Source organism: Acinetobacter sp. 1124_18A, assembly GCF_052824995.1.
Genome location: NZ_VTDF01000002.1, coordinates 567,261 through 593,558, shown reverse-complemented (window position 1 = coordinate 593,558; position 26,298 = coordinate 567,261). Strand labels below are relative to the sequence as shown.

At 39.1% G+C, this 26,298-nt stretch carries 20 protein-coding genes and 1 pseudogene; 10 read left to right on the top strand and 11 right to left on the bottom strand.

All coding sequences use genetic code 11. The annotated features are described in order from the left end of the window. The first annotated feature begins 106 nt into the window (after window positions 1-106). Window positions 107-910, top strand: coding sequence for a thioesterase family protein (locus FY048_RS07275; RefSeq protein WP_446090679.1), 804 nt, complete (start codon window positions 107-109; stop codon window positions 908-910). Between the two features lie 72 nt (window positions 911-982). Here the strand turns inward: FY048_RS07275 and FY048_RS07270 are convergent, their stop codons facing one another. Then, window positions 983-4,465, bottom strand: a complete 3,483-nt coding sequence (locus tag FY048_RS07270) for an indolepyruvate ferredoxin oxidoreductase family protein (RefSeq protein WP_446090678.1) — start codon at window positions 4,463-4,465, stop codon at window positions 983-985. A gap of 205 nt (window positions 4,466-4,670) precedes the next feature. On the opposite strand from FY048_RS07270, the gene FY048_RS07265 reads away from it, so the two are divergent. Beyond that, a complete protein-coding gene (locus FY048_RS07265; RefSeq protein WP_446090677.1) occupies window positions 4,671-5,612 on the top strand; it encodes a LysR family transcriptional regulator in 942 nt (313 codons plus the stop codon). A 251-nt stretch (window positions 5,613-5,863) separates the two neighbouring features. Here the strand turns inward: FY048_RS07265 and FY048_RS07260 are convergent, their stop codons facing one another. From FY048_RS07260 to FY048_RS07240, 5 genes are read right to left on the bottom strand one after another with little or no spacing between them, the layout of a single operon-like run. Then, window positions 5,864-6,766, bottom strand: coding sequence for a hydroxymethylglutaryl-CoA lyase (locus FY048_RS07260; protein WP_446090676.1), 903 nt, complete (start codon window positions 6,764-6,766; stop codon window positions 5,864-5,866). Continuing rightward, window positions 6,763-8,754, bottom strand: a complete 1,992-nt coding sequence (locus tag FY048_RS07255) for an acetyl/propionyl/methylcrotonyl-CoA carboxylase subunit alpha (protein ID WP_446090675.1) — start codon at window positions 8,752-8,754, stop codon at window positions 6,763-6,765. The genes FY048_RS07260 and FY048_RS07255 overlap by 4 nt, the downstream gene beginning before the upstream one ends. An 11-nt stretch (window positions 8,755-8,765) precedes the next feature. Next, window positions 8,766-9,569 carry an enoyl-CoA hydratase/isomerase family protein gene (locus FY048_RS07250; protein WP_045125312.1) on the bottom strand — a complete coding sequence of 268 codons (804 nt, stop codon included), beginning with the start codon at window positions 9,567-9,569 and terminating at the stop codon, window positions 8,766-8,768. 9 nt (window positions 9,570-9,578) lie between these two features. After that, on the bottom strand, window positions 9,579-11,180 hold the full coding sequence (locus FY048_RS07245; RefSeq protein WP_446090674.1) for a carboxyl transferase domain-containing protein: 1,602 nt from the start codon (window positions 11,178-11,180) through the stop codon (window positions 9,579-9,581). Between the two features lie 24 nt (window positions 11,181-11,204). Continuing rightward, window positions 11,205-12,377: an isovaleryl-CoA dehydrogenase gene (locus tag FY048_RS07240; RefSeq protein ID WP_446090673.1), complete on the bottom strand. Its 1,173-nt coding sequence runs from the start codon at window positions 12,375-12,377 to the stop codon at window positions 11,205-11,207. 144 nt (window positions 12,378-12,521) lie between these two features. Here FY048_RS07240 and FY048_RS07235 point away from each other — a divergent pair, with 144 nt between their 5' ends. The 5 genes from FY048_RS07235 (at window position 12,522) to FY048_RS07215 (ending at window position 18,704) form a co-directional block, all read left to right on the top strand. Continuing rightward, on the top strand, window positions 12,522-13,148 hold the full coding sequence (locus FY048_RS07235) for a TetR/AcrR family transcriptional regulator (RefSeq protein ID WP_446090672.1): 627 nt from the start codon (window positions 12,522-12,524) through the stop codon (window positions 13,146-13,148). A gap of 100 nt (window positions 13,149-13,248) precedes the next feature. Then, entirely contained in the window at window positions 13,249-14,943 is a 1,695-nt protein-coding gene (locus tag FY048_RS07230) for an AMP-binding protein (RefSeq protein ID WP_446090671.1), read from the top strand. 71 nt (window positions 14,944-15,014) lie between these two features. Beyond that, entirely contained in the window at window positions 15,015-15,686 is a 672-nt protein-coding gene (locus FY048_RS07225; RefSeq protein ID WP_446090670.1) for a class I SAM-dependent methyltransferase, read from the top strand. 278 nt (window positions 15,687-15,964) lie between these two features. Next, on the top strand, window positions 15,965-17,248 hold the full coding sequence (locus FY048_RS07220; RefSeq protein WP_446090734.1) for a DcaP family trimeric outer membrane transporter: 1,284 nt from the start codon (window positions 15,965-15,967) through the stop codon (window positions 17,246-17,248). Window positions 17,249-17,348: 100 nt separating this feature from the next. Further along, the gene (locus FY048_RS07215; RefSeq protein WP_446090669.1) at window positions 17,349-18,704 is read left to right on the top strand and encodes an aromatic acid/H+ symport family MFS transporter; all 1,356 of its coding nucleotides are present in this window, start codon (window positions 17,349-17,351) and stop codon (window positions 18,702-18,704) included. A gap of 46 nt (window positions 18,705-18,750) precedes the next feature. On the opposite strand, the gene FY048_RS07210 is transcribed toward FY048_RS07215, so the two are convergent. After that, on the bottom strand, window positions 18,751-19,989 hold the full coding sequence (locus FY048_RS07210) for an SGNH/GDSL hydrolase family protein (protein ID WP_446090668.1): 1,239 nt from the start codon (window positions 19,987-19,989) through the stop codon (window positions 18,751-18,753). A 110-nt stretch (window positions 19,990-20,099) separates the two neighbouring features. Here FY048_RS07210 and FY048_RS07205 point away from each other — a divergent pair. Next, a pseudogene (locus FY048_RS07205) lies at window positions 20,100-21,004 on the top strand (LysR family transcriptional regulator). On the opposite strand, the gene FY048_RS07200 reads toward FY048_RS07205, so the two are convergent. Continuing rightward, the gene (locus tag FY048_RS07200; RefSeq protein WP_427962041.1) at window positions 20,997-21,299 is read right to left on the bottom strand and encodes a hypothetical protein; all 303 of its coding nucleotides are present in this window, start codon (window positions 21,297-21,299) and stop codon (window positions 20,997-20,999) included. The pseudogene FY048_RS07205 and the gene FY048_RS07200 sit on opposite strands and share 8 nt — an antisense overlap. A 1,296-nt stretch (window positions 21,300-22,595) precedes the next feature. Here FY048_RS07200 and FY048_RS07195 point away from each other — a divergent pair. Continuing rightward, window positions 22,596-23,024, top strand: coding sequence for a hypothetical protein (locus FY048_RS07195; protein WP_198496030.1), 429 nt, complete (start codon window positions 22,596-22,598; stop codon window positions 23,022-23,024). 94 nt (window positions 23,025-23,118) lie between these two features. Here the strand turns inward: FY048_RS07195 and FY048_RS07190 are convergent, their stop codons facing one another. From FY048_RS07190 to FY048_RS07180, 3 genes are all read right to left on the bottom strand, one after another. Next, window positions 23,119-23,436 (bottom strand): hypothetical protein, encoded by a 318-nt coding sequence (locus FY048_RS07190; protein ID WP_045436253.1) that lies wholly within the window; start codon window positions 23,434-23,436, stop codon window positions 23,119-23,121. Window positions 23,437-23,551: 115 nt separating this feature from the next. Next, entirely contained in the window at window positions 23,552-23,779 is a 228-nt protein-coding gene (locus tag FY048_RS07185; protein WP_446090667.1) for a hypothetical protein, read from the bottom strand. A 280-nt stretch (window positions 23,780-24,059) separates the two neighbouring features. Next, complete coding sequence (locus FY048_RS07180; RefSeq protein WP_446090666.1) at window positions 24,060-24,536, bottom strand: CinA family protein; 477 nt, start codon at window positions 24,534-24,536, stop codon at window positions 24,060-24,062. 314 nt (window positions 24,537-24,850) lie between these two features. On the opposite strand from FY048_RS07180, the gene FY048_RS07175 reads away from it, so the two are divergent. Further along, window positions 24,851-26,263, top strand: a complete 1,413-nt coding sequence (locus FY048_RS07175; protein WP_446090665.1) for an iron-containing redox enzyme family protein — start codon at window positions 24,851-24,853, stop codon at window positions 26,261-26,263. Window positions 26,264-26,298 lie beyond the last annotated feature (35 nt).

Here is a 26,298-nt window from a genome sequence, read left to right as displayed (position 1 = left end):
GGTATGAAAAACCAGTTGAGCCGAAGAAATAGAGGGTTAACATAAGCATTAAAACGTGAATTTTCATCAAATATAGATGTTGGATAAGGACTACGGAAAGAAAATCATGAATGCTTATTATCAATTACTGAATAGAACAATTGGTCCTCAAGGCGAAGTTATTGCTCATTATTGCTCAACTGTTCATGCACAAGGGGCATGGAACCCTCATGAACAGCATATGGCCCCTGCAAGTGGCGTAATCGCAGCTGAGTTAGAGCAATTTTCACCACGACAAGATATGCGAATTGGTCGAATTAGTTTTGATATTTTTGGATTGATTGCATTTGGTGAATTTACGATTAAGACACATGTGATTCGTGCCGGTAAAACCATTGAATTGATTGAAGCCGAAATGCAAGCACAAGGTAAAACCTGTATTGTGGCTAGAGCATGGCGAATGTGCACTCAAGATAGTTCCGATATTGCTGGGCTTGAAGATCAGCCAGTTCATCATCCAGATACCTTTACCGAATGGACAGGTATGAAAAGATGGCCGGGTGGTTTTATCCAGACACTCGTCACTAAAACTGATGATCAGCATCGTGCTGGCAAAGGCATTGTTTGGCTCAATAATGATAAAGAAATGGTTGAAGGGCAGCCGACGACAGATTTTTCCCATTTGATTGGCATGGTAGATACCGCAAATGGAATTGTGCCTAGACAAGAAGGCGAATTTACGTGGGGCTTCCCAAATCTTGATTTGCAAGTTCACATGCACCGTTATCCGCAAGGGAAATGGCTAGGTCTGGAAACCGTTCAGCAATATGGTTCGGATGGCATTGGTTTAACCAGTGCAGTTTTACATGACGTGTATGGTCCATTTGGTCGAAGCGAGCAGATTTTAACTTTACGTAAAATGGCTAAATAAATTTTAAGCCAATAAAAAAGTCATCCCTAAGGATGACTTTTTTATTTTCAGATTTTCATTCTAAGCAATTTCTTAGCTACGCACTTTAATGAGTGTTGGTGTAAGTTCATCCCAACGTTGTTTTGCTGCGTCCATTGCTTTCATTTTGATATGACCATAACCACGAACTTCTGCTGGTAATTTTGCAATTTGTTCAGCAACTGCCAAGTTATGATTGTCTGGTGCTTCAACAAGTGCTTCAACAAATGCGATGTAACGGTCACGCCATGCTTGTTCGTGTTGACGTTCTTCTTGACGTGCAAATGGATCAAGGAAAGTTTCACGAAGCCATTGTAAGCGCGCAAGCATCATCATTGGGAAGCGCATCCAGTAACCAAACGCACGTTTACGAACATTTTTCAGGCCACCAAGTAACGCTGGGGGAGCAAGATGATATGTTAAACGTAGGTCTTTACCGAATTGTGTTTCAATCGATTCTTTGAAGCTTTTACCTGTTAAAAGACGTGCAACTTCATATTCATCTTTATACGCCATGACTCTGTATAGCTGAGTTGCAATCGTACCTGTTAATTCTTCTGGTAACTTTTTAGCAGCCAGCTCAACAAGGGTACGATATTTAGCTGCATAAGCTTCATTCCAGTAGTCTGTTAGACGAGCAGAACGGTCTTCAACAAGTTCAGCTAAAGTTTGCGGAGTTTTAGTTTTTGGCATTGCCGCAACTAAACGTGCAGCTAAAGTTGGGTCACTTGCAAGATGACAACCCACACGGAAAGCTTCTAGGTTCTTTTCAACAGCCGTACCATTTAAGCGAATTGCTTTTTCAATGCTTTCACGTAGTAATGGAATACGACCAGATTGCCATGCCATACCGAGTAATAACTGGTTGGTATAAATTGAATCACCTAAGAGTTGTGTTGCAATGCGAGCTGCTGGCAGAGAAACCAGTTGACCTTGACGAACACGACCACGAAGACGATCAACTAAATCGCTAATCGGTGCATACCAGTCACGAGATTTAATAAACTCAGAAGTAGGTGTACTGTCTTCATTCACAATAACTAAAGCATCATCTTTTAAACGAGATAGAGCAGCGCTACCACCCGCGACTACGGCATCTGCACCGATCAGTAATTCACATTGACCTGCTGGAATTTTGGTAGAAGAAATTTGCTCATCAGTTGCTGCAAGTTGTACGTATGAATAAACCGTACCGCCTTTTTGGGCAAGACCTGCCATGTCCATAACACGTGTTGCTTTACCTTCGAGGTGAGCCGCCATACCAAGGAGTGCACCAATAGTCACAACACCTGTACCGCCAATACCACCAACCATAATACGACTTGGAACATCGTATAACTGAGGAATGATTGGTGAGGTTGGCCAGCCTGCACTAATTCCTTCAAATTTAGCTGGACGTTTCATATCGCGTGTATGAACAGTCACAAAACTTGGGCAGAACCCTTCGGCACAAGTGAAGTCTTTATTACAGCTACTTTGGTTAATTTGACGTTTAGTGCCTAAAGCTGTTTCTACTGGCTCAATAGATAAGCAGTTTGATTTTTTTGAACAGTCGCCACAGCCTTCGCAAATATCACTGTTAATGTATAAACGCTCAGCTGGGTCAGGGTAGGCATCGCGTTTACGGCGACGGCGTTTTTCACTTGCACAGGTTTGTACATAAATTAAAGCAGTAACACCTGAAACTTCACGCAACTCGCGTTGAACAGTATCGAGTTCATTACGGTGGCGAATTTCTATACCTGGTGCAATGCCATCTTCTTCATTTAATAGTTTAACTTCATCAGTCACAATGACTTGTTTTTTAATACCTTCGGCAGCGAGCTGACGAGTTAACTGTGCAACGCTCAAATGTCCGTCTACATGCTGACCACCTGTCATAGCGACCGCATCGTTATAGAGAATTTTGTAGGTAATATTAATTTTTGCAGCGATAGATTGACGAATTGCTAAGTAACCTGAGTGGAAATAGGTTCCATCACCAAGGTTAGCAAAAATGTGTTTTTCATTGGTAAAGTGAGATGCACCTACCCAACTTACACCTTCACCACCCATTTGCGAGAACGTTTCAGTACCGCGGTCAAGTGAAACGGCAATATAGTGACAACCGATACCGCCTAATGCACGGCTACCTTCAGGAACGACTGTTGATGAGTTATGTGGGCAACCACTACAGAAATATGGTTTACGCTCAGCAAGATCAATAACACGTTTTGATTCTTGCTCTGCTTTTAGCAGTAAGTCGATTCTATTTTGGATTTGTACTTTTAAGCTTTCTGGAATATCTAGTTTTAAGAAGCGAGTAGCCAGCATTTTTGCAATAGGTTCAGGCTGAAACTCATAGTGACCAATGAGTGGTGCTTCTTCAATAGAGGTACTCCATTCACCTTTACCATCGGTGGCTTTACCAATCACATGTGGGCGTTTGCCATCAGGAAGTGAATACAGCTCATCTTTAATTTGTGCTTCAATAATTGGACGTTTTTCTTCAATAACGATCAGTTCTTGCAAGCCTTCTGCAAATTCACGAACGCCTTGAGGTTCTAAAGGCCAAATTAGACCAACTTGATAAACACGTAGCCCAAGTTGTTGGGCAGTTTCATCTTCAATACCTAAAATGCGTAAGGCTTCAATCGTATCTAAATAGCCTTTACCACTTGCGGCAATACCAATACGGGCATTTTCACAAGGCCATGTTACGGTGTTGATTTTATTCGCGCGGGCATAGGCCAAAACAGCAGGTAAGCGATATTTATAAAGACGTTCTTCTTGCTGAATGCCGTGATCTGGCCAACGGATATTAACGCCGCCCTCTGGGAAATTAACATCTTCTGGTATAACTGGAGTAACACGGTCTAGATCAACATGAACTGAAGCGGAAGTTTCCACAATTTCACTGACCAGCTTCATTGAAGACCATAGGCCAGAAAAACGTGAAACGGCAATGGCGTGTACGCCAAAGTCTAAAATTTGTTGAACGGATGTTGGGTAGAAAATTGGGATACCACAACCAATCATGACATGTTCAGACTGGTGAGGGATTGTAGAAGATTTACAAGAGTGGTCATCACCAAATAAAGCAACGACACCACCACGTTCAGAGGTACCAGCTAAGTTAGCATGGCGGAGTACATCGCCTGAACGGTCAACACCCGGGCCTTTACCATACCACCATGAAGACACTCCATCATATTTGCCTTGGCCTGAAAGATTAACTTGTTGGGTACCCCAGATTGCGGTAGCAGCCAAGTCTTCATTTACACCAGGTTGAAATACAACATTATGGGATTTAAGTAATCCTTGAACTTGCCAAAGGAAACTATCATAGTTACCAACAGGAGAACCGCGATAACCAGAAATAAAACCAGCAGTATGATAACCATTAATCGCGTCACGGCGAGTTTGGGCAAGAGGCAACCGTACAAGTGCCTGAATGCCGGTCATATATGCTGTACCGTTATCACTTATATATTTATCTTCAAGTGACACATCCTTTGTTGCAATAATATTTGGAGTGACTTTTGTAGCTATGTTCATTTATATCTCCTTAGAATTTTTAGTAGCTCGGACTACTTTCTTTTTTCAACATCCAGTTGAATATTTGGAGCAAGTGACATACGAAATAAAAAAAGATCGGTTCCTCTTCTTAAAAAAGAATTAGTGCCAATGTATGTACATTTAGTCATTGTGGTTGATCTAAACTGGTGCAACAATCCGTAATTTAGGAAAACATATTTACGTTATGCGCAAAAATCTCGATGGTGGACTATTGCATGCAATGCATGCATTCCTGAAAGTGATTGATAGCGGGAGTTTCACAGCAGCAGCTGAGCAGATGGATCTGACCACAGCACAGGTTTCACGTCTTATCAGCGAGCTAGAAACACGCTTAGGTACAAAATTAATACAACGCTCAACGCGCCAGCAGGCTCTGACCGATATTGGTGCGACTTATGCAGAGCGCTGTCGCCAAGTCATTTCAATAGTGGATGAGGCTGAGTCAGAAGTCGCTGGAACCGCCTCAAAACCCAAAGGACGTTTACGTGTATTGAGTATGGGAAGCTTTGGGCATCATTACGTATTTCCAGTCATGGCCGAGTTTTGCAAAAATTATCCCGAGTTAACAGTAGAATATACGACATCGCAATACGTTCCAGATCTGTTGGCAAAAGGGGTAGATGTCAGTCTCTATCTCACTGAGTCTTTAACAGATTCCCGCTTTGTTGCTCGCAGAATTGGCACTATTTTTTCTGTTTTATGTGCTTCACCTGCTTATCTTGAGAAACATGGTGTTCCTAAGTCACCAGAAGACTTAAAAAATCATGCTTGTTTACGATTAGTTAATCCATCGATTACAGCAGATTGGCATTTGTTAAATGCAAATGGTGAGTCTTACCAAATTGATATTGGTGGGCAACTCATTGCAGATAACCCAGAATTATTATTAGATGTGGTGCAACAAGATATGGGCGTGGCGTTATTACCGATGTTTTCGGCTTTAGATGCAGTTCAGAATGGAAGATTATGCCATATCTTGCCAGAGTGGCGTTCGCCCGATATAGGGGTTTATACGCTATTGCCTTCACGCCATTTTATCGATGCAAAAACACGCGCATGGTTAGACTGGGTGGAGGAATATATTTCGCCAAGAATTGAAATGGATGCTTCTTATTTTTATAAATAATGAGATAAATTTTTAAGGACTACAATTGAAAAAGGATAAAGAACAATACGGATTTAGAATAAAAATAGGGTAGAGAATGCTTCTGTTGAGAGGGGCATTTAATACAGAGATGAATAATAGATTTTAAATAAATTGCATGAGGGATTTAGTCCCAATTCCTAAACGAAATGAGATAAAGATGAGATAGGATGATCTGGTACTCTGCCTAATATTAAGCCTTATACCAGATGCTGAGCTATTTTAATTTATGATTAGGCACACTTGGTTTGCCAATAAGCATTTGCATAATTTGACAAGCTTTTTCGGTTTAATACATTGCTAATATTTTGGCTGGCTTGCATCAGTTTTTCTAAGTCGATGCCAGTTTCAAACCCCATGTGCGACAGCAAATAAAACAGATCTTCGGTCGATACATTACCCGAAGCTCCTTTGGCATAAGGGCAACCGCCAAGTCCTGCAAGAGACGAGTCAAAAACTCGAATGCCTTGCTGTAAGGATTGGTAAATATTGGCAATCGCCATGCCATAGGTATTGTGGAAATGTCCAGCTAAAACCTTGCTGTCGAGTTCAGCGAGGCATGCTTGCCAAACCTTTTGAACATGATCTGGTGTAGCCGTACCAATGGTTTCACCTAAAGATACTTCATAGCAGCCCATGTCATAGAGTCGTTTAACAACTTTTACGACTTGCTCAGGAGCAATTGCGCCTTCATAAGGACAATCGACAATACAAGAGACATAACCTCGTACACGTATGTTATGTGCTTTTGCAGCAGTCATGACATCAATAAATTTTTCAAAGCTCTCGTCGATTGAGCAGTTAATATTTTTACGGGTAAAACTCTCAGAAGCTGCCGTAAACACCGCAACCTCTTTGCATCCTACCGCTTGAGCAGTCTCAAAACCTTTGCTATTGGGGGTGAGCAGACTAAATTGCACATCGCTTGTTTGGGGTAACAGCTTAAATAGCTCATCACTTTGAGCCATTTGAGGCACCCATTTTGCCGAAACGCATGAACCGACTTCAATCGATTTCAGACCTGCATGAATCAGGTCGTTAATAAAGTTTAAGCGTTGTTCGACGGTTAAAGCCTGCTTTTCATTTTGGAGGCCATCTCTGGGACCGACCTCCACGATTTTGACAAACTCACTCATGCAACTTCCTCCTGAGCAGGCTGAAATTCCACAAGCTCGTCGCCAGCTTTAACCTGATCACCGACTTGGAAATAGGAGTCTACAATCAAGCCGTCTTTAGGGGCGCGAATGGTGTATTCCATTTTCATGGCTTCAAGCGTCATTAAAATATCGTCTTTTTTCACGCTATGATTTGCACTCACCAACACTTGCGTGACTACACCTGGCATTGGTGCTTTTAAGTGACCTTCATCGGCTTGGCTATCTGCTTGATTAAAGTCTTGGCGAATATAAGCAAATTTATAGCTTTGCCCATTTTGGAATAGCGTAATGCCTTGCTGACTTTGATTAAAAGATAGCTTTTGCTGAGTACCAGCAATTTGAACAGAGGCAGTATGCGCATCAATTAATTGACCAGAAATAGGGTAGCTTTGTCCGTTATATTCTGCAGTGAAGCCATGCTCAGATGATGCAAATTTGATTTGAATATTTTGGTTTAAATAATTCAGTTTAATGCTGTGCTGATAGGCAATATTTAAGCGCCATAGCGGTTGAGCCTGCCAAAGCTGTTTTTGGTTTGAGCGATTGTTTTCGAGTTTACTTAAAAACTCAATAAATGCTGCTGAGACCACAAGTTCTGGCTTGATCTCTTCAGGACTAAACAAGAAGTTTTGTTCGCGTTGAATCAGGTCGGTATCAAGCTTGGCTTGTTTGAATGAGTCGCTGCGAACAATCTTTTCAAGAAAGGCAATGTTGTTGCCTAAGCCATCAACATGGAATTGGCTTAAGGCATGTTGCATTTGAATGAGTGCAGCTTCACGGTTTTTACCCCATACGATGAGTTTGGCAATCATTGGGTCGTAATACGTCGTGATTTCATCGCCTTCAACAATACCGCTGTCTACACGCACATATGGGTTTTGAGTTGGGTAGTGCAAATAGTCAATTTTACCAATCGCAGGTAAAAAGCCTTTTTCAGGTTCTTCGGCATAGATTCGTGCTTCAAGCGCATGCCCGTGAATTTGTAATTCGTTTTGTAGTTTAGGTAAAGGTTCGCCATAAGCTACACGAAGTTGCCATTCAACCAAGTCTTCACCGGTAATCATTTCAGTCACTGGGTGTTCGACTTGTAAGCGGGTATTCATTTCCATGAAATACGCCGTGCCGTCTTGTTCCACAATAAACTCGACCGTACCGGCACCGACATAGTCTACTGCACGTGCAGCATCAATAGCAGCCTGACGCATCGCATCAAGCTTCTCGCTTGGCATTTGTGGAGCAGGGGCTTCTTCCAGTACTTTTTGGTGGCGACGTTGCACAGAGCAGTCGCGCTCAAATAAATGCACATAGTTGCCGTGTGTATCGCCAAATACTTGAACTTCAATGTGACGCGGTTGAATCACATAACGCTCAATTAAGACATCATCATTACCAAAGCTCGATTTAGCTTCGCGCTTACAAGAAGCTAATGCATGCAGAAAATCTTCACTGCGCTCAACCAGACTCATGCCTTTACCGCCACCGCCGGCACTAGCTTTGATTAACACTGGATAGCCAATTTGGTCTGCCTGTTGTTTTAAAAAGTCAGCGTCTTGGTTGGTTCCGTGATAACCCGGTGTTAAAGGGACGCCTGCTTTTTCCATTAAAGCTTTAGAGGTTGCTTTTAAACCCATAGCTAAAATGGCATCGACTGGTGGGCCAATAAAGCAAATATTGTGTTGCTGGCAAGCAAGTGCAAACTGGTCATTTTCGGATAAAAAGCCGTAGCCTGGATGGATCGCTTGGCTTCCAGTATCAATGGCAGCTTGAATAATGCGGTCAGCTTGTAAATAACTTTGAGTCGCAGGCGACTGACCAATATAAATCGCTTCATCTGCAAGTTTGACATGTTGTGCATTTGCGTCTGCATCAGAGTAAACAGCAACTGTCGCGATACCTAATTTTTTGGCAGTACGAATTACGCGGCAGGCAATTTCACCACGGTTCGCAATTAAAATCTTTTCAAACATGATGATCGTCCTTAATTGTTGTTATTCGAGTTAGAAACCCAAGCAGGCTGTTGTTTATTTAAAAAGGCACTCAGACCTTCTTTTGCCTCGCTACCTTGACGGACTTGAGCAATATGATGTGCCGTCTGTTGCAGCAAGTCATTGCTCATGGTCTGGTTGCTCACCATTTGAATGAGTTGTTTAGATGCAGCCTGAGCTTGTGGTCCACCAAGTAATAGAGCATCAATAATTTCTTGAACTTTTCTGTCTAAGTCTTCCGCATCTGCGACTTCATGTGCCAAGCCAATTTGTTTGGCGTCACGTGCCGAAATACGTTCAGCAGTTAAGAAGTAACGAGATGCTTGTCTTGCACCAATCGCACGAATCACATAAGGACTAATCGTAGATGGGGCAAGTCCTAAACGAACCTCAGAGGTTGCAAATTTGGCATCTGTGCTGGCAATACAAATGTCACAAGCCGATGCCAAGCCCATACCGCCACCAAAGGCAATGCCATGAACGCGGGCAATAGTCGGTTGTCTCAATGTTGCAAGTGCATCTAACATTTGTGCGAGTTTTAGAGCATCCGCTTCATTTTCTGCTGAAGATGCCTGACCTGCCTGTTTCATCCAATTCAGGTCGGCACCTGCCGAAAAGCTTTTGCCACGACCAGCTAAAACCACAACACGAATATCATCACGTGTATTAATTTGCTTAAAGCAAGCGTGCAATTCTTCAATCACTGTAGTATTAAAGGCATTATGTAGTTCAGGGCGATTCAGCCAAACATAGGCAACTTGACCTTGTTGTTCGAGTTGTAAAAATTGATAGCTCATATACACCTCTTACATGCGGAACACGCCAAATTTGGTTGGCTGGATAGGGGCATTCATTGCAGCAGCAAGGCTTAAACCAAGTACTTGACGGGTTTGAGCTGGGTCAATTACACCGTCATCCCAAAGGCGGGCAGAAGCATAATATGGATGGCCTTGGCGCTCGTATTGCTCACGGATTGGTTGTTTAAACTCATCTTCTTGTTGAGCTGACCACTCGGCACCTTTTTGCTCAATTTGATCGCGTTTTAAGGTTGAAAGTACGCTGGCTGCTTGTTCTCCGCCCATCACTGAAATACGAGAGTTTGGCCATGTCCATAAAAAGCGTGGTGAATAAGCGCGTCCGCACATACCGTAGTTACCCGCACCAAACGAACCACCAATAATCAAGGTGAGTTTTGGTACATTGGCGGTTGCAACTGCCATGACCAGTTTAGCGCCATTTTTTGCAATCCCTTCGTTTTCATACTGGCGACCGACCATAAAGCCCGTAATGTTTTGTAGGAATAACAAAGGAATATTGCGTTGTGTGCAAAGTTCAATAAAGTGTGCACCTTTTTGTGCAGACTCTGAAAATAAAATCCCGTTATTGGCAATAATTCCGACTGGCATACCATAAAGCGAAGCAAAACCAGTAATGAGGGTTGAGCCAAAACGTGCTTTAAACTCATCAAAACGAGAACCATCTACAATGCGTGCAATCACTTCGCGGATGTCAAAAGGCTTACGTGCATCACTTGGCACCACGCCGTAGAGTTCAGATGCATCAAACAATGGTTCATCAACTTGTTTATTTAAATCATTTGGCTTTTTATTTAAGTTGGCAACAATGTTCCGTGCAATCGCAATTGCATGTTCATCATTTTCAGCTAAATGGTCAGCCACACCTGAAAGACGTGTGTGTACATCACCACCACCTAAGTCTTCACTGCTCACCACTTCGCCAGTTGCAGCTTTTACCAGAGGAGGGCCGCCTAAGAAAATCGTACCTTGATTACGGACAATAATGGTCTCATCAGACATGGCAGGTACATAAGCGCCACCTGCGGTACAGCTCCCCATCACTACAGCAATTTGGGCAATACCTAGACTCGACATGCGTGCCTGATTATAGAAAATGCGCCCGAAGTGATCGCGGTCAGGGAAAACCTCATCTTGCATTGGTAAATAAGCACCGCCTGAGTCCACCAAATAAATACAAGGCAAGTGATTTTGTTCGGCAATTTCTTGGGCGCGTAAATGCTTTTTGACCGTAAGGGGATAATACGTTCCACCTTTAACCGTTGCATCGTTGGCAACGATCATGCAAGTTACGCCGTTCACCTGACCAATACCTGCAATTACACCCGCAGCAGGAACATCATCTTCATAAACGTTGTACGCTGCCAATTGACCAATTTCTAAAAATGCCGTTCCGACATCAATCAGTTGATCAATACGTTCACGGGGTAGAAGTTTCCCTCGAGCCAAATGTTTTTGACGGGCATTTTCTCCACCACCTAAAGCAATATGTTGGGCAACTTGTTTGAGATCTGTGACCAATGTTTGCATGGCTTGCTGGTTTGTTTTGAAGTCTTCACTTCGAACATTAATCTTGCTTTGTAATTGGTTCATAAGATGCGTCCTTATTTATAATTATTATTTGGTTTCATTGAAGAGTTCGCGGCCAATCAACATACGGCGAATTTCAGAAGTTCCGGCACCAATTTCATAAAGTTTTGCATCACGCCATAAACGACCAGCAGGGAATTCATTGATATAACCGTTGCCGCCTAAACTCTGGATTGCTTCGCCTGCCATCCATGTGGCTTTTTCAGCAGAATATAAAATGGCACTTGCCGCATCTTTACGTAGACTGCGGTCATGGTCAGCTTTATCACATGCAGCACCAACGGCATAGACGAGAGCTTTACATGCCAACCAAGTTGAATACATATCGGCAAGTTTACCTTGCATAAGCTGAAATTCACCTAAAGCTTGGCCAAACTGTTCGCGTTGATGTAAATATGGAATTACCACATCTAAACAGGCATCCATAACACCTAAAGGCCCGGCACTTAAAACTGCTCGTTCATAGTCCAAACCGCTCATCAGTACTTTTGTACCGTTACCAACACCGCCAAGTACGTTTTCAGCAGGTACTTCCACATTGTCAAAAAATAGTGGGTAAGTGTTAGAGCCACGCATACCGAGTTTGTCTAAATGGTTGCCGTGACTGAAGCCTTTCATGCCTTTTTCAACTAAAAAAGCAGTCATGCCTTTCGCACCAGCTTTAGGGTCAGTTTTTGCATAAACGACAAGTACATCTGCATCACCGCCGTTGGTGATCCACATTTTTGAACCGTTTAAAACGAAATGATCACCTTTTTGCTCAGCACGTAATTTCATGCTGACCACATCAGAACCGGCATTTGGTTCAGACATGGCAAGGGCACCTACATATTCGCCAGAAATCAGTTTTGGTAAATATTTCTGCTTTTGTTGCTCGTTACCGTTACGGTTAATTTGGTTTACACATAAATTAGAATGAGCACCATACGAGAGGCCAATGGCTGCCGAAGCACGAGAAATTTCTTGCATGGCAATAATATGAGCTAAATAACCCATATTGGCACCGCCATATTCTTCAGAGACGGTCATACCTAAAAGGCCCATATCTCCGAATTTTTTCCAGAGGTGTGCAGGGAATTTGTTGTCTTGATCAACTTGTTGGGCAATTGGTGCAATTTCCTTTGCACAAAATGCGGCTACTGAATCTTGAAGCGCAATTAAAGTTTCATCTAGACCGAAATTCAAGCTGCGGAGGTTCATGATATTTTCATCCTATTGGTTATATTTGTTGTCCATAAAATATTTTGTGGATATCTGATATGTACCATACAATGATTTTTCAAAAAAGTGAATACAGATTCATAAAATGATTTACAATTCATTTTATTTGTTAGAGAATAAATTATGAGCTATAAACGATCATCTTTAATGCAGGAGCGGATGGAGCAAAATCGTAAGTCGATTTTGAGTTCAGCCAGAAAATTAATTTCAGAGGGAGGATTTAAAGACGCGCAAATACAAACAATTGCAGAGCAAGCGGGCGTATCAAGTGGTCTGGTTTATCGCTACTTTGATAATAAAAGCCAAGTGCTGATTGAGGTTTTGTCCGAGGCTATTAATACAGAATTATTGGTGATTGATTCGATTACCGAAAGTGATTTATCGGCAAAACAGAAATTACATAAGGCTGTGGCCATCTTTGTAAAACGGGCACTCAATAGTCCTCAGCTTGCATATTCACTCATGTTTGAACCTGTAGATTCATCAGTTGAACATGAGCGTTTTCGTGTGAAGCAATTGATTAAACAAAGTATTAAAAAAATACTTGCGGATGGAAATGCAAGTGGTGAGTTTGTCTTGGATGATTTAAACACAGCCGCACTTTGTGTTGTTGGTGCCATGACCTATGTGGTCGTTGAACCCCTAGACCCTGCTCAAAATACAAAGTTTGATCATGCACACAAAGACTATTTTTCAAAACAGATTGCTGACTTTTGTGTAGATGCTGTGCAGAAGAAATCGGGCATATAGAGGATAAACATTACAAAGTAGGCGGTTTGGAAAAGTAGTTGCAGTAACAACAATTAGATCAGGTAAGAAGAGAATTAAAAGAATCAAGGAGAATGATTCAATGCAACAAGAACGGTTAAGCTACGCCTCGGGACCAAGCACGCAGCCCTTATTGGGTATGACCATTGGTGAACAATTTGATCAGGCCTGTCGGCAATATGCAGAAAAGGAAGCAATCGTTAGTTTCCATCAAAATAGACGATTAACCTATAAAGCTTTACAGGATGAAGTAAATGCTTTTGCTTGTAGCCTTTTAAAATTGGGATTAAAAAAAGGAGATCGGTTAGCTATCTGGTCGCCTAACTGTGTGGAATGGACGGTAACCCAATTCGCAGCTTTTAAAGCAGGGATTATTTTAGTCAATCTAAATACAGCTTATAAAAGCCATGAACTTGAATATGTGTTGAATAAAGTCTCGTGCAAAGGATTGATTATTGCTTCTCAATTCAAAACGACTGATTACCAAGAGTTACTCACAAAAATTGCCCCTGAGTTAACTAACAGTCCAGATAAAGTGCTCAGTTCAGCGCGACTGCCACATTTAAAATTTGTGATTAAAATTGATGACCAGCAACATACTGGTATTCATCGTTTTAGTGATTTAGTGACAACACCAACTTCTGAGCAGCTTGAACAATTAAAACAATTAGCGAAGCAACATCAGTTTGATGAAACTATTAATATCCAATTTACTTCAGGTACAACTGGTAACCCCAAAGGGACAATGTTGACCCATCATAATATTTTAAATAATGGTTATTTTGTGGGGCAAGGGATTCGTTTAACCCCTCAAGATAAAGTCTGTATTTCTGTGCCGTTGTTTCATTGTTTTGGCATGGTCATGGGGAATTTAGCCTGCGTTACACATGGGGCAACGATGGTCTATCCATCAGCCGTATTTAATCCTTTAGAAACTTTAAAAGCCATTCACCAAGAACGTTGCACGGCAGCTTACGGCGTGCCCACCATGTTTATTGCCACCTTGGAACATGAACGGTTTAATGAATTTGATCTATCAAGCTTAAGAACAGGAATCATGGCAGGTAGTCCTTGTCCACGTGAAATTATGCAACGTGTGATAGACCGAATGCATATGTCTGAAATTACGATTTGTTATGGTATGACTGAAACCTCACCAGTAAGTGTACAAAGTTCGGTAAATGATTCGATTGATAAACGCGTGAGTACAGTTGGACATGTTCATCCGCATGTTGAAATTAAAATTGTCGATTTAGAAGGCCAAATTGTTCCGCAAGGCACTTTAGGTGAGCTATGCGTTCGTGGCTATTCCGTCATGGCTGGCTATTGGGGCGAAGAAGAAAAGACCAAAGAGGTCATTGATTCAGCTGGTTGGATGCATACGGGCGATATTGCAGAGATGGACCAAGAAGGTTTTATTAAAATTAAAGGCCGTATTAAAGATGTCGTGATTCGTGGTGGGGAAAATCTCTTTCCAAAAGAAATTGAAGACTTTTTATATACCCATCCCGATGTGAGCGATGTCCAAGTCATTGGTTTGCCAGATGCCAGATATGGTGAAGAACTCTGTGCCTGTATTATTTTGCATGAGCATCATCAAATTGATGAAGATCACATTCGCCAATTCTGCAAAGAGCATATTTCCCATAATAAAGTGCCGCGTTATGTTCGATTCTTTAATGAGTTTCCAATGACTGCTTCAGGCAAAGCACAAAAGTTTAAATTGCAGGAAATTATGCGAGCTGAACTTAATTTAACAGGAAATGTCTTTGACTAAAGAAGTCAAAAGCCCGTTCAAAGTGCAGCAAATTATAAATTGAAAGGCAGTTTAAATAGAGGATAAGCAAAATGGCAAAAAACTTTAATAACCCTAAAGTAGTTGAAGGATATGACGAACATATTCGTAAATTAATTCCGGGTTATGAAGTGATCCATCAACAGGTGGATGCCATTTTGCAATCGGTGTTACCGCAAAATGCTCATATCTTAATTGTAGGCTGTGGTACGGGTTATGAACTCGAATATTTACTTAAACGACATCCGAACTGGAAATTTACAGCAGTTGATCCATCTTTGACCATGCTGCAAAAAGCCCAAGAACAGGTTGAACTTTTAGATAAATCTTCACAAGTGACTTTTGTTCATGGTGAAACTTCGGCGTTGCCTCTGGAAAATTGCTTTGATGCTGCACTTTCTATTCTCGTGGCTCATTTTATTGTCGATGATATCAAGCCTACATTCTTTAAAGATATTTATGATCGCTTAAAAGAAAACGCCGTATTGCTTACCTATGACTTAATGACTTGTGTAAACCCTCAGCAGCTTCAAGCTTTACGTTATTTATGTTTGGCACAAGGCTTAACTGAGGAGCAATGCCAGAAAATGTTAGAGCGTATGGCTCAAGACTTTTTTAGCCTAACCACAGAAGGTTATATAAAACTTTTGCAAAAGACTGGCTTTGAAAGCGTGCAGTCCTATGCACAGGTTCTGACTTATCAGGGTTTTATTGCAAAAAAATAATGCCAGTAGAGACATAGGAATGTTGTCTTAACACCTAAATATTCTCAATGAGGAAGAGAATATGAAAACTGAAAAAAAATAGAAGAACTCGCTTTACTTAAAACAAATTAAAAAGTGGCCTCAATGCTGCTTAAGGGAGGTTTTGTCTAAAAATATGATGGAAGGTCTTTCTTGAGAAAGAAAGTCAAATTTTCAAGGACCTATCTAAATAGGTACATAACAAAAAGGATGTCGAGATCTTTAAGTCTATTTAAAGATCAAAAAAGGAAAGTTTTATGATAAATGCTTTAAATACAACGGTTCAAAAAAGCCTATTGGCGGTTTCTGTGGCTCTGTTTGTGTCTTCTGCTTTTGCAGGCAAAACAGATCCTGAAATAGAACAACTTCGACAAGAGGTGAAAGAGCTGCGGGCTATGCTACAAGCAAATATACAAGCTCAAAAATCTTTATCGCAGGGAAGAGTGGAACTAGTAACTTCTGCAACTCCTCAAGCTGCACAGCCAATACAGCAAGGTTTAACGAAGTCTGGTGCAGAATTTAACCTTTATGGATATATACGGGCAGATGCTTCTTATCAAATGAAGGGCGCATCTACCATGTATAACAACATTAGTGGGGTTCCACTCGAAAATACTCCTGAAGAGGGCGCACAAAAAGATCAGTTGCACAGTACCGTTAATGTGACACGCTTTGGGTTGAATTTTAAAACCCCAACAGCCGTGGGTGATGTGGGGGGGAAGTTAGAAATGGACTTCTTTGGGGCAGCCACTCGTGATCAGTTCCGTATACGCCATGCCTATTTAACTTTTGATAAATGGCTTATCGGTCAAACGTGGTCGACATTTATTGCACCAGAATATTACCCAGAAACAATTGATGCAGGCACATTTGTAGGTGGAGCATTATTAAGATCGCCGTTAGTTCGCTATAGCGATAACTTAACTGCAAATACAAGCTTTGCAATATCGGTTGAAGACCCTAAATATACAGCGACCTCAGACCCTGATAACAAAATGCGTTTACCAGCTTTGGTAGGGCGCTTAAATCATAAATTTACAAATGGCTCGATGCTATCAGGTCGTAGTTTTGTGGCTGAAAAGAGAACCAACAATGATGAAGAAGTGGCTTGGGGTGTAGGCCTAGGGGGGAAATATCAGATTACGCCAGATACATTACTCAAAGCTGATTATTACCATGTCAAGGGAGATGGACGTTTCCTACTATGGAGTAACAGCGGCTATGCAATAGATGATCAAAACAATATGCATAGCAATGAATTTGACACAGTTTCATTAGGTATAACCCATCAGTTTACGCCACAAATTCGTTCAACCTTAGCTTATGGCTATATGAAAGCCAAAGATGATAACCCTTTTGCCGAATTACAACGTAATAGCACAACCCAAAACAAAGAACTTTGGCAGGGCTGGGTAAATGCACTTTATAACCCTTATAAACCAATTACTTTGGGCGTCGAATATGTTTATGGCGAACGAGAAACTTTTGATGGGCGTAACGGGACCGATAACCGCTTCAACATGATGGCGAGTTACGATTTTTAATTAATTCAATAAAACCTTGAATAATCTGTTTTTTCTTTAGGGTGCAATATGTCGTTTTAAAAAATTGAATATGAATTTATCTCACAGAGGAGGTGGGTAAATGACAACATCTAAATTAAATGTAAATGAAATTATTGATCAGGCCAAATTTAGACCTTATCACTGGAGTATTTTACTTTGGTGTTTATTAATTATTATCTTTGATGGGTATGATCTGGTTATTTATGGTGTAGTGCTACCTTTGCTGATGCAAGAGTGGTCATTGACGGCTGTACAGGCGGGGATGTTAGCAAGTACAGCACTATGCGGAATGATGTTTGGGGCAATGTTCTTTGGAACTTTGGCAGACAAAATAGGCCGTAAAAATGTGATTTTAATTTGTGTCGCTCTTTTTAGTGGTTTTACTTTTTTAGGTGCTTTTGCATCAAGTCCACTTGAGTTTGGGGTGCTTCGATTCTTGGCGGGCCTAGGTATTGGTGGGGTAATGCCAAATTTAGTTGCACTCACATCAGAATATGCACCTAAACGTATACGCAGCACCTTAGTGGGTACCATGTTTAGTGGATATGCGATTGGGGGGATTCTTTCAGCATTAATTGGTAGTTATTTGGTTGAAAGTCAGGGTTGGCAAATCATGTTCTTGATTGCAGGTATCCCTTTATTTTTGTTGCCTGTTATATGGAAGTTTTTACCTGAGTCTTTAACCTTTTTAGTTAAAACTGGTAAAACTGAACAAGCACAGCGCATTATTCAAAAAATTTCACCTGAACAATCCATGAGTATCAATACGCAGTTAGTGCTTAATGACGATAATGTTCCAACAGGCAGCTCTGTAAAAGGATTATTTCAACAAGGCCGCGCATTTAATACACTCATGTTCTGGTTAGTGTTCTTTATGTGCTTACTTATGGTGTATGCCTTAAGCAGCTGGTTACCAAAACTCATGCTTGCGGCAGGCTATTCACTCGGAAAGAGTATTTTATTCTTGTTTGCCCTAAATGTTGGCGCAATGATCGGTTCAATTGGTGGTGGTATTCTTTCTGATAAATTCCATTTAAAACCTGTAATTATGGCAATGCTGCTAGCGGGTGTTGTGGCATTAGTCGGTTTAGGTTTTAACTCACCAGCCTATGTTTTATATGGTTTGGTGACTGTTGCAGGAGCCGCAACCATTGGTACCTCAATTCTCCTTTATAGCTACGTTGCTCAATATTATCCATTAAGTGTGCGTTCTACTGGAATTGGCTGTGCCTCTGGAGTTGGTCGAATTGGGGCAATTGTGGGACCAATCTTAACGGGCATGTTATTAGGCCTACAGTTACCACATAAAATGAATTTTGTAATGATCGCAATTCCTGCAATTCTTGCTTTTTTAGCAGTCATGATGCTGAGACGACCTGCAGTTGAAAAACAGCCGATTGCACCGAAACTTGCCGCTGAATTAGAAGGTAGTTAATCGATATTGATACAGGTAGGGGGGAAATTCCTACCTGTACCCACATTTATTTTTTGAGTAACTGGTTTAAATGAACCAGATTTGCCATTTGTTGATTACCGCGATCATTAGGATGTAAATGATCACCTGAGTCATAAATCGGGTTTAATCGATCGGGGTGTTTTGAATCTTTTAAACCTTGATCAAGATCAAGAACTCCATCAAATGTTTGACTGGTTCTTATCCAATCATTAATTTTTTTCCGTAATTGATCTTTGTTCGGTTGGTAGTAGTTATCTAAAGGGGTATTGGGTAAAGCACCCGAAAATGGAGGTAAGGTTGCCCCAATCACTTGAATGCCTTGTTTATGTGCTTCATCTACGACACGTTTATAACCTTGAGTTAATGCTTCAAAAGACGGTATTTCTTGTTTAGGAGCAAAAGCAGTGCCCGGCCATGAAATATCATTAATACCCACCAGAACAATTAACGTTTTCACCCCAGAATATTGAAATACTTCTTTTTTCAAGCGCTCTAAAGCACTGTCGCCCATACCGTCGTTAAGTAATCGATTTCCTGAAATTCCGCTATTAATCACCGCTACTTGATGTGGCGATAAACGCTTAGCTAAAAAGTCGGTCCATCTCGTGTTTGCATCTAGAGTTGCAGTTGCTCCATCAGTAATTGAGTCTCCAATAACCGCAACAACATGGGCTTTATGCTTTGGTTTTACCTCTATCGCAGAGAGTAATAATCTTGCAGTGGTAGTTTTAGCATCGGTAGGAGTATTTAAATTTGCTGTCTGGTTACCCGTAATCAGCCAACTGGTTTGTTTAGCATCCCAATGAAAAGTTTTAAATGTCGTTGGTTTTTGAATAAAACTATTTACCATTAACTGTGCATGATTAGGAACAGAGAGATGAATTGGGTCACTAATCAATTGTTTACCCGGTAAAATTTGTGCTTTGAGCTTACCCGAGAAGTAAACTGGATAAGCACTCTTTGATTTAAGACTTTGTCCATTGACTAAACCAACAGTAGTTTTATCAATATAAAGCGGATGTTCGCCATATTGATTGGTGAAAACGAGTCTAAATGCTTCACCACCTAAACTAATTTGACTAACTTGTCTGATCGTTTGATTGGATATTTGCTCGGGAATATGGGTTGGGAAAACAAAATCCTTATTCCAAACCTTTTGTGGACTGGCAGACCAACTGGTAATCCATTGGCTCTTTTGTACTTCTGCTTGCGCTACGGTAGACAATAAAACTAAAGAGAAAAGGGTAGATTTATAAAGTTTCATCTCATGAATCCTTAAAACGAATTAGAGTCATCTTGAAACAAATTAGTGGCTTGTTATAGCGGTCTAAGCGGAATAAGATTTGTGAATTAGATTCATAAATAGATTTTGTTATGTCATATTTTGATATTAATCGATCTGGCGAGCTGGCAATTTTTATTCGCGTGGTCGAATTAGGAAGTTTTTCAGCAGTAGCGAGAGCATGCGACATGACGCCGTCTGCTGTCAGTAAATTAATTGCTCGGCTCGAAAACGACTAGGAGTCCGGTTACTAAATCGTTCAACACGCCAGTTTCAGCTCACAAGTGAAGGCTGTCAGTTCTATGAGCAAGGTCTTCAAATACTCAGTGAGCTAGATGAGCTGGAACAATCTGTTACTGCAAATCACACACCTAAAGGCCGAATCAGAATACATACCAGTCTTTCATATTGGACCCATTTTTTGTTGCCGTGTATTTCTTTATTTAATCAGCGCTATCCACAAATTGAATTAGAAGCTCATTTAAGTGATGAAGTCATTAATTTAGTTGAGCAAAGAATTGATGTCGCAATTCGGACAGGACCTTTAAAAAGCTCAAATTTGGTGGCTCGCTCACTGGGGAATACTCATAAACATTATGTATGTTCACCTACATATATTACACAGTGTGGTTGTCCACAGCATCCAGATGAACTATCTGAACATCAGCTTTTAGACGTCAGCTATCAGCGCCAGAATAAGACATGGTTATTTAAAAAAGAGAATCAAGAAATCACACTCGTACCTACTCAGGTTTTAAGAGTAAATCATGGAGAAGCGATTTTGCAGTTAGCACTTTCCGATGTGGGTATTGCACAGCTCAATGAATTTCAAGTCCGAAAAGCGCTAGAACAAAAGCAGTTAATTAAAATTCTTGAAGACTGGAATGTTAATGCTTCTGAAGAATTTCATGCTGTCTGGATCGGGCATGATAAATACGTTCCTAAACGTGTAAGGGTCTTTCTAGATTTCTTGGTAGAGCATGCAAATATCAGTTAATTGGGTCTTTTCTTGCACTTAACTGACATTGGTGAATTGTTTCATTCATTGTTTCCACAAAGTTCATGTCCGCATCAATATTTTGTAAGCTTACTTTTTCTAGATCTTCTACAAATTGTGGCGAATAATGTTCTTCTAAAGCGTTATAAATACAATTGCATTGTGAGAGCGCATGGCCTGACCACACACAATGTGTATTGAATTCGTTTTTACTGATAGGTCTGCACCCTAATAAACTTATAGAAATTATTAATAGAGTGCACACTAAAACAATACGATATGAAAAAAACATCATTATTGCTCTTCGTTGGTTGTTGTTATCGTTAAGTTATGCTTATAGATGTGCTCATCTTTAACTGGCGTTAAATATTGAGATCTTTTCCCTAAAAAGATAAAAGTAGGGATAGGTAAAAAGGTGGGAAGAATTCTTTAAACGTGTTTTAAGCTGAACAATAAAAATAAAATGATATAAAATAATAGTCATTAGAGACTCCTTGATAAAAGAAGTTGTGCCCAATCACTGCTATTAATTATGGTGGTGAAACGAAAGAGGGTTAGCAGACTGATACCTAAGAAACCAGCACACCCGAAGGTGTCCCACTCCCGTTCCTCCGTCAAAGGCACGAGGGGCTCCACACCAAAAAACTTGTTTTTAGTGCACTTAGGTAGACGATCTGCTAAAACCGACTGACAAAATAGGTCAGCCGGAGCATCATAAGCTGAGCATTAAAGCGGGTCAATTGCAAAAATAAAAGATTGGTTTATATAAACAAATATTAATATTTTTAAATTTTCATTAATAAAATAACAAGTTATTTAGAATTTAAACAATTGAATAATTATTAAAGCTAATTTCTAGAATTGAGTTTTAATGTTTATATATCAAAGATTTATTAATTGTTTATTTATATATTGTTTGCAATCATTGGCTTAATAAGACACAAACTCATAAAGAATGAGCAATTTTAGTTTTATGAATATGGCAATCCTAAATAATTAGCTAATGCCAAAATTTAATTAAAATATCAATTGCAAGAATGGTATTTTTTAATCATTTATTTAATTTAGATTTTTACAAAAGCTTGCATAATCTACAAAAGTTAAGAGAACCACAGTGGTAGGCCAACAGAAGATAATGTTATTCATAAGCCGATATCTTAAAATTAATAAGGGTGACTTCAATGTTAAGAATTTTTTGTGCAGTTAGCATGGTCGTTGCAATTGCAATGGGTATGAGCGCTTGCCAAGATAGAAATTCAAGAGATGACGGAACTCATGGCGTTAATGACCCCACGACCCCTCACAAAATGGATAAAAAATCATAACTATTTTTTCTAAGAAAACTCATTTTTAGGTGAGTTTTCTTATCGTTATTTTCTATAAAATATGTAACATAATAAAAAAGATAATTATATGAAAATATAAAATTAATCAATAAATTAGTAAGTTATTATCTTTCTAAGAATTTGTTGTTACTGAAGTGTTTCTATAATGAGTTATAGTTTCAAAAAATTAATAAAATAAACACAATAAATTACTTATATTCATCCTAAATTCATTGTAGTCATGACAGTTTTATAAAGGTAAGGATATGCCCCAGTACTTAAGAATAGCTGAGAAAATATATCAAAATGTTAAAGAAAAAAAAGGCTTTACAGATGATCATATGGAAGATCTTAACAATTTGATGATTGAACTCAGACATGAGCTTAAGGGGACAAAGCTTAAGCTTTTATATAATTATATTGATTTTGCTGAATTACTGATTAAACCTCTACAGGAATCTAAAATTAAATTGGATTTAAGTATTATTCCGCAGAGTAAGAATACTCAAGAATTTGTATTGTGGCTTGCGAGTTTTATTGAGCGGATTACAACGGGCGGACAAGAAAAATTACCGCCAATCCGAGCTAAGGTTACTTTATCTTCATATGATTACGAAGAAAATTATCGTTCAGTGCCACATCCGGTAAATAACGGGGAAGAAATTATTGAATATTTTAAGAAAAAAGATAATTAAATAAGATGCTATAAAAAGAGCTTATTTCCAAGGGCCAATAGGAAATAAGCTCATATTTTTAAATTAATAAATAGAAGATACTACATTACAAATACTATCTATCGTTCCATGCGTCTTTAATTGCCTGTTTAGCATGTTCCCATTTTAAGCGGGATTCAGCTTTCAGCTCTTCCCATTTTTGTTGAAGGCTACCTTCGACATCTTCAAATTGAGCACCTTCTTTAGATTCGGTACGGGCACGATGACCTAATTCATAGGCTGTCGAGAAATCTCGATCATAATCTAGATCTGGAGTAGTAAGTTGAGCTTCTTGATAATAAGGACGAGTAACGTAACTTTCGCGCCAATAGGTATCAGAATAGTTATGGTCGCCAGCTGGCAGTCGTGCGTGATCGCTATTTTGATCTGTCATCAGTTTTTCCTCATCTATTATTAAATTTTATGCTTATATTGAATTTAGGAAGGTGAAGACACCTTCCTAAATAAAATGAATGACCGCATCAAATGACAATTAAATCGGCAATGAATTAACGTTGCTGATTATTGTTATTTGAGTTTTGTTGACTTGGGTCTTTTTGATTAGAGCCTTGTTGTGGGCGGCGGTTGTCATTTTGCTGTTGTTGCTGATTGTTTTGTTGCTGTTGATCTTTTTGCTGTTGATTGCCATTTGGCTGTTGCTGGTTATTACGGTTGTCATTTTGCTGCTGTTGCTGCTGATTATTAGGTTGATTGCTTTGATTATTAGTAGTGCTCATCTTTAATTACCTCATATCATTTATGATGTGTGTTTTATCTGAGAGCTTCAGATAGGTTTATTTAAACATGAAAATTTTAAATGTGTAGCTTGAGGGTGTTACCCTATATTTAACTGTAACTTTAGAAAATAACTAAAACCTTGATTTTTATATAATGAAGTTTTTATCAATAAACATAATTAATATGAAGATGGATAAAATTACATTTAAGTACATTGGTGTTAAAGAAACACTATGATCATTTCTAAATATGTATTTGTTATTTTTTATTGGTAAGGTTCTATTTTTTATTATCTAATATTATGAATTCTATATCTTGAGTAATGTAATAAACAAGTTGTCTAAGTTTAAAATAAGGAAAACCCTTAAATATACGATGAAAATTATAAAAATTATTTTTATAAAAAATAGAATAAAAGAAGGTACCTATTGTTTTTTCTTTTGTTTCTGACCCGCCTTTTTTTAATAATCCCGTACAAGCAACATAAAGATCTGCCTTTATAAGGTTTTTCCCTTTTTTGATCATCTCTACAGTGACTTGCATGGATTCAGGTGTATATTTTTCAATAAGTTCCGAAGGAATATGAAGGGTATTTTCTTTAACCCGTAAGTCATAGCTGACTAAGCTTCCAATAAAAATATCGCCAGAATAGGGGCTTAAAGAAAAGCGGTAAGCTAAATAGCCCGCAGAAGCACTTTCAAAAAATGCAATTTTAATTTTTTCTTCTGCTAATAATTTGCAACATGAGTTAAACATTTTTCTATCCTTAGCTATGTTTTTAAGTTATTTATAGAATTATTTTTAATTGCTTTATGTTAATTTTTTAATCTTTATGATTTTAAAGGTAACTATAATGTAATAAAAATTTAAATTTTATATTTTTTTATAAAAATAGGCAGTTAAGTTATTCTAAAGATGAGAATGTAATTTTGTGTTAGGTGTTACACATTTGAATTTGAAAAGATTTATACAGAAACAATTGTTTTTAATAACGCAATATAACAAAGATAAGCTGGGATAATATGGTGAGTAAAGTATGGTATTTTATATCTCACAAAAGGAGAATAGAAATGCCTGTTGTAGTGAAAGAAAGATTATTAGACCTATTACAAGATAATCAACAGAACTATTACGAATTATTTATTTTTTTCCTTGATCCTGATATTTCTAGTTTTGAGAAAGAAAAAAAAGCAAGAGATTTTCTTGCACATGAAATAGAAAAGGTAGATCAAAAGGAAATTGATTTCCCTTCAAATATAAATATGGTTAAAGCATGGTGTGAGAACAATAATAAAGAAAATTGTGAGGTATTTCAGTCTTATTTAAACCGCAGACAAAGCGGAGGTGAGAGAGAGTATTTCAAGAATGTTAGTCAAGCATTTGAATTTTTAATTAAAGTCTCTCCTACAAAAAAAGTAGATGGTGCATGGCTATATAGTTGTGTTCACTATTGGAACGACCCAGTTTTCCACGATCTTATTATTACGTATTTGGAAGAGCTGGGGTTAGGTGAACCGAAAGCAAACCACGTATGTATTTATGATGATTTACTACGTAGTTTGGGAATCGATAGTTTTGATCTGCTTTTAGAAGATGAATATTATCATCATGCCGTGGTTCAGTTGGCTCTTGGTTATGCTCCAGCTGAGTTCATTCCCGAGATTATTGGGTTTAATCTGGGCTATGAACAGCTGCCTCTTCACCTATTGATTAGCAATTATGAACTAGCTGAACTGGGCATCGATTCTAAGTATTTCAATCTGCACATCACCATTGACAACATTGATAATGGACATGCAAATAAAGCGATTAAAGTTATAGAAAATATTTATGATAAATATAGAGATAAAGAACTTTTTCTTACTAAATTAAAACGTGGTTTTGCGCTAAACAATCATGGCGTGGGCTCTTCGAAAATTATAAAAAATTTAAATGTTGAAGATTTTGTTCTTAAAATTTTAAAGAGGAAGGCGCTCGTAGGGCAGTTAATTCATAACGAAACCAGAGAGTTTGGGTGCAAAACGATTAATCAATGGTTATCTAACCCAGACGATGTTGAGGGGCTGGTATCGCATTTAATTGACCATAAATGGATTAAATTTAATAGCAATCCTGAACAAAGTATTTTTTGGAGATTAATTAATGATGAGAATGGAAAAATGTTTGGAGTGTTTACTCCTGTAGAGCGGCAGATCATTCATGATTGGATTGCAGGAGATGACCATTCTTCTAATTTCTTGACTTACAGCAAAGCACTCAACAGCAGCCAGCGTATTCAAGACTATTTATTTAGCTATATCTCTGATGGCGAACTTGATGCTTTGCAAGAACGTATAGGTCAGTCGCATGATCTTGCTATAAAAATATGCAAATTAACCCCATTTTTAGCACCCGACTCACACCATAAGAGTATTGGACTTTGGAGCACGCGCAAATATGTCGAGCTTCTTTTTCCATATTTAAGTTCCTTTAACAAAAATTAGTTCTTTAATTTTTCTACTTCACCCAAGGTTTAACT

Bases quoted from the DNA above. Each gene is read 5' to 3' on its own strand.
- FY048_RS07275 (WP_446090679.1), top strand. From the start codon at position 107: ATGAATGCTTATTATCAATTACTGAATAGAACAATTGGTCCTCAAGGC.
- FY048_RS07270 (WP_446090678.1), bottom strand. From the start codon at position 4,465: ATGAACATAGCTACAAAAGTCACTCCAAATATTATTGCAACAAAGGAT.
- FY048_RS07265 (WP_446090677.1), top strand. From the start codon at position 4,671: ATGCGCAAAAATCTCGATGGTGGACTATTGCATGCAATGCATGCATTC.
- FY048_RS07260 (WP_446090676.1), bottom strand. From the start codon at position 6,766: ATGAGTGAGTTTGTCAAAATCGTGGAGGTCGGTCCCAGAGATGGCCTC.
- FY048_RS07255 (WP_446090675.1), bottom strand. From the start codon at position 8,754: ATGTTTGAAAAGATTTTAATTGCGAACCGTGGTGAAATTGCCTGCCGC.
- FY048_RS07250 (WP_045125312.1), bottom strand. From the start codon at position 9,569: ATGAGCTATCAATTTTTACAACTCGAACAACAAGGTCAAGTTGCCTAT.
- FY048_RS07245 (WP_446090674.1), bottom strand. From the start codon at position 11,180: ATGAACCAATTACAAAGCAAGATTAATGTTCGAAGTGAAGACTTCAAA.
- FY048_RS07240 (WP_446090673.1), bottom strand. From the start codon at position 12,377: ATGAACCTCCGCAGCTTGAATTTCGGTCTAGATGAAACTTTAATTGCG.
- FY048_RS07235 (WP_446090672.1), top strand. From the start codon at position 12,522: ATGAGCTATAAACGATCATCTTTAATGCAGGAGCGGATGGAGCAAAAT.
- FY048_RS07230 (WP_446090671.1), top strand. From the start codon at position 13,249: ATGCAACAAGAACGGTTAAGCTACGCCTCGGGACCAAGCACGCAGCCC.
- FY048_RS07225 (WP_446090670.1), top strand. From the start codon at position 15,015: ATGGCAAAAAACTTTAATAACCCTAAAGTAGTTGAAGGATATGACGAA.
- FY048_RS07215 (WP_446090669.1), top strand. From the start codon at position 17,349: ATGACAACATCTAAATTAAATGTAAATGAAATTATTGATCAGGCCAAA.
- FY048_RS07210 (WP_446090668.1), bottom strand. From the start codon at position 19,989: ATGAAACTTTATAAATCTACCCTTTTCTCTTTAGTTTTATTGTCTACC.
- FY048_RS07200 (WP_427962041.1), bottom strand. From the start codon at position 21,299: ATGATGTTTTTTTCATATCGTATTGTTTTAGTGTGCACTCTATTAATA.
- FY048_RS07195 (WP_198496030.1), top strand. From the start codon at position 22,596: ATGCCCCAGTACTTAAGAATAGCTGAGAAAATATATCAAAATGTTAAA.
- FY048_RS07190 (WP_045436253.1), bottom strand. From the start codon at position 23,436: ATGACAGATCAAAATAGCGATCACGCACGACTGCCAGCTGGCGACCAT.
- FY048_RS07185 (WP_446090667.1), bottom strand. From the start codon at position 23,779: ATGAGCACTACTAATAATCAAAGCAATCAACCTAATAATCAGCAGCAA.
- FY048_RS07180 (WP_446090666.1), bottom strand. From the start codon at position 24,536: ATGTTTAACTCATGTTGCAAATTATTAGCAGAAGAAAAAATTAAAATT.
- FY048_RS07175 (WP_446090665.1), top strand. From the start codon at position 24,851: ATGCCTGTTGTAGTGAAAGAAAGATTATTAGACCTATTACAAGATAAT.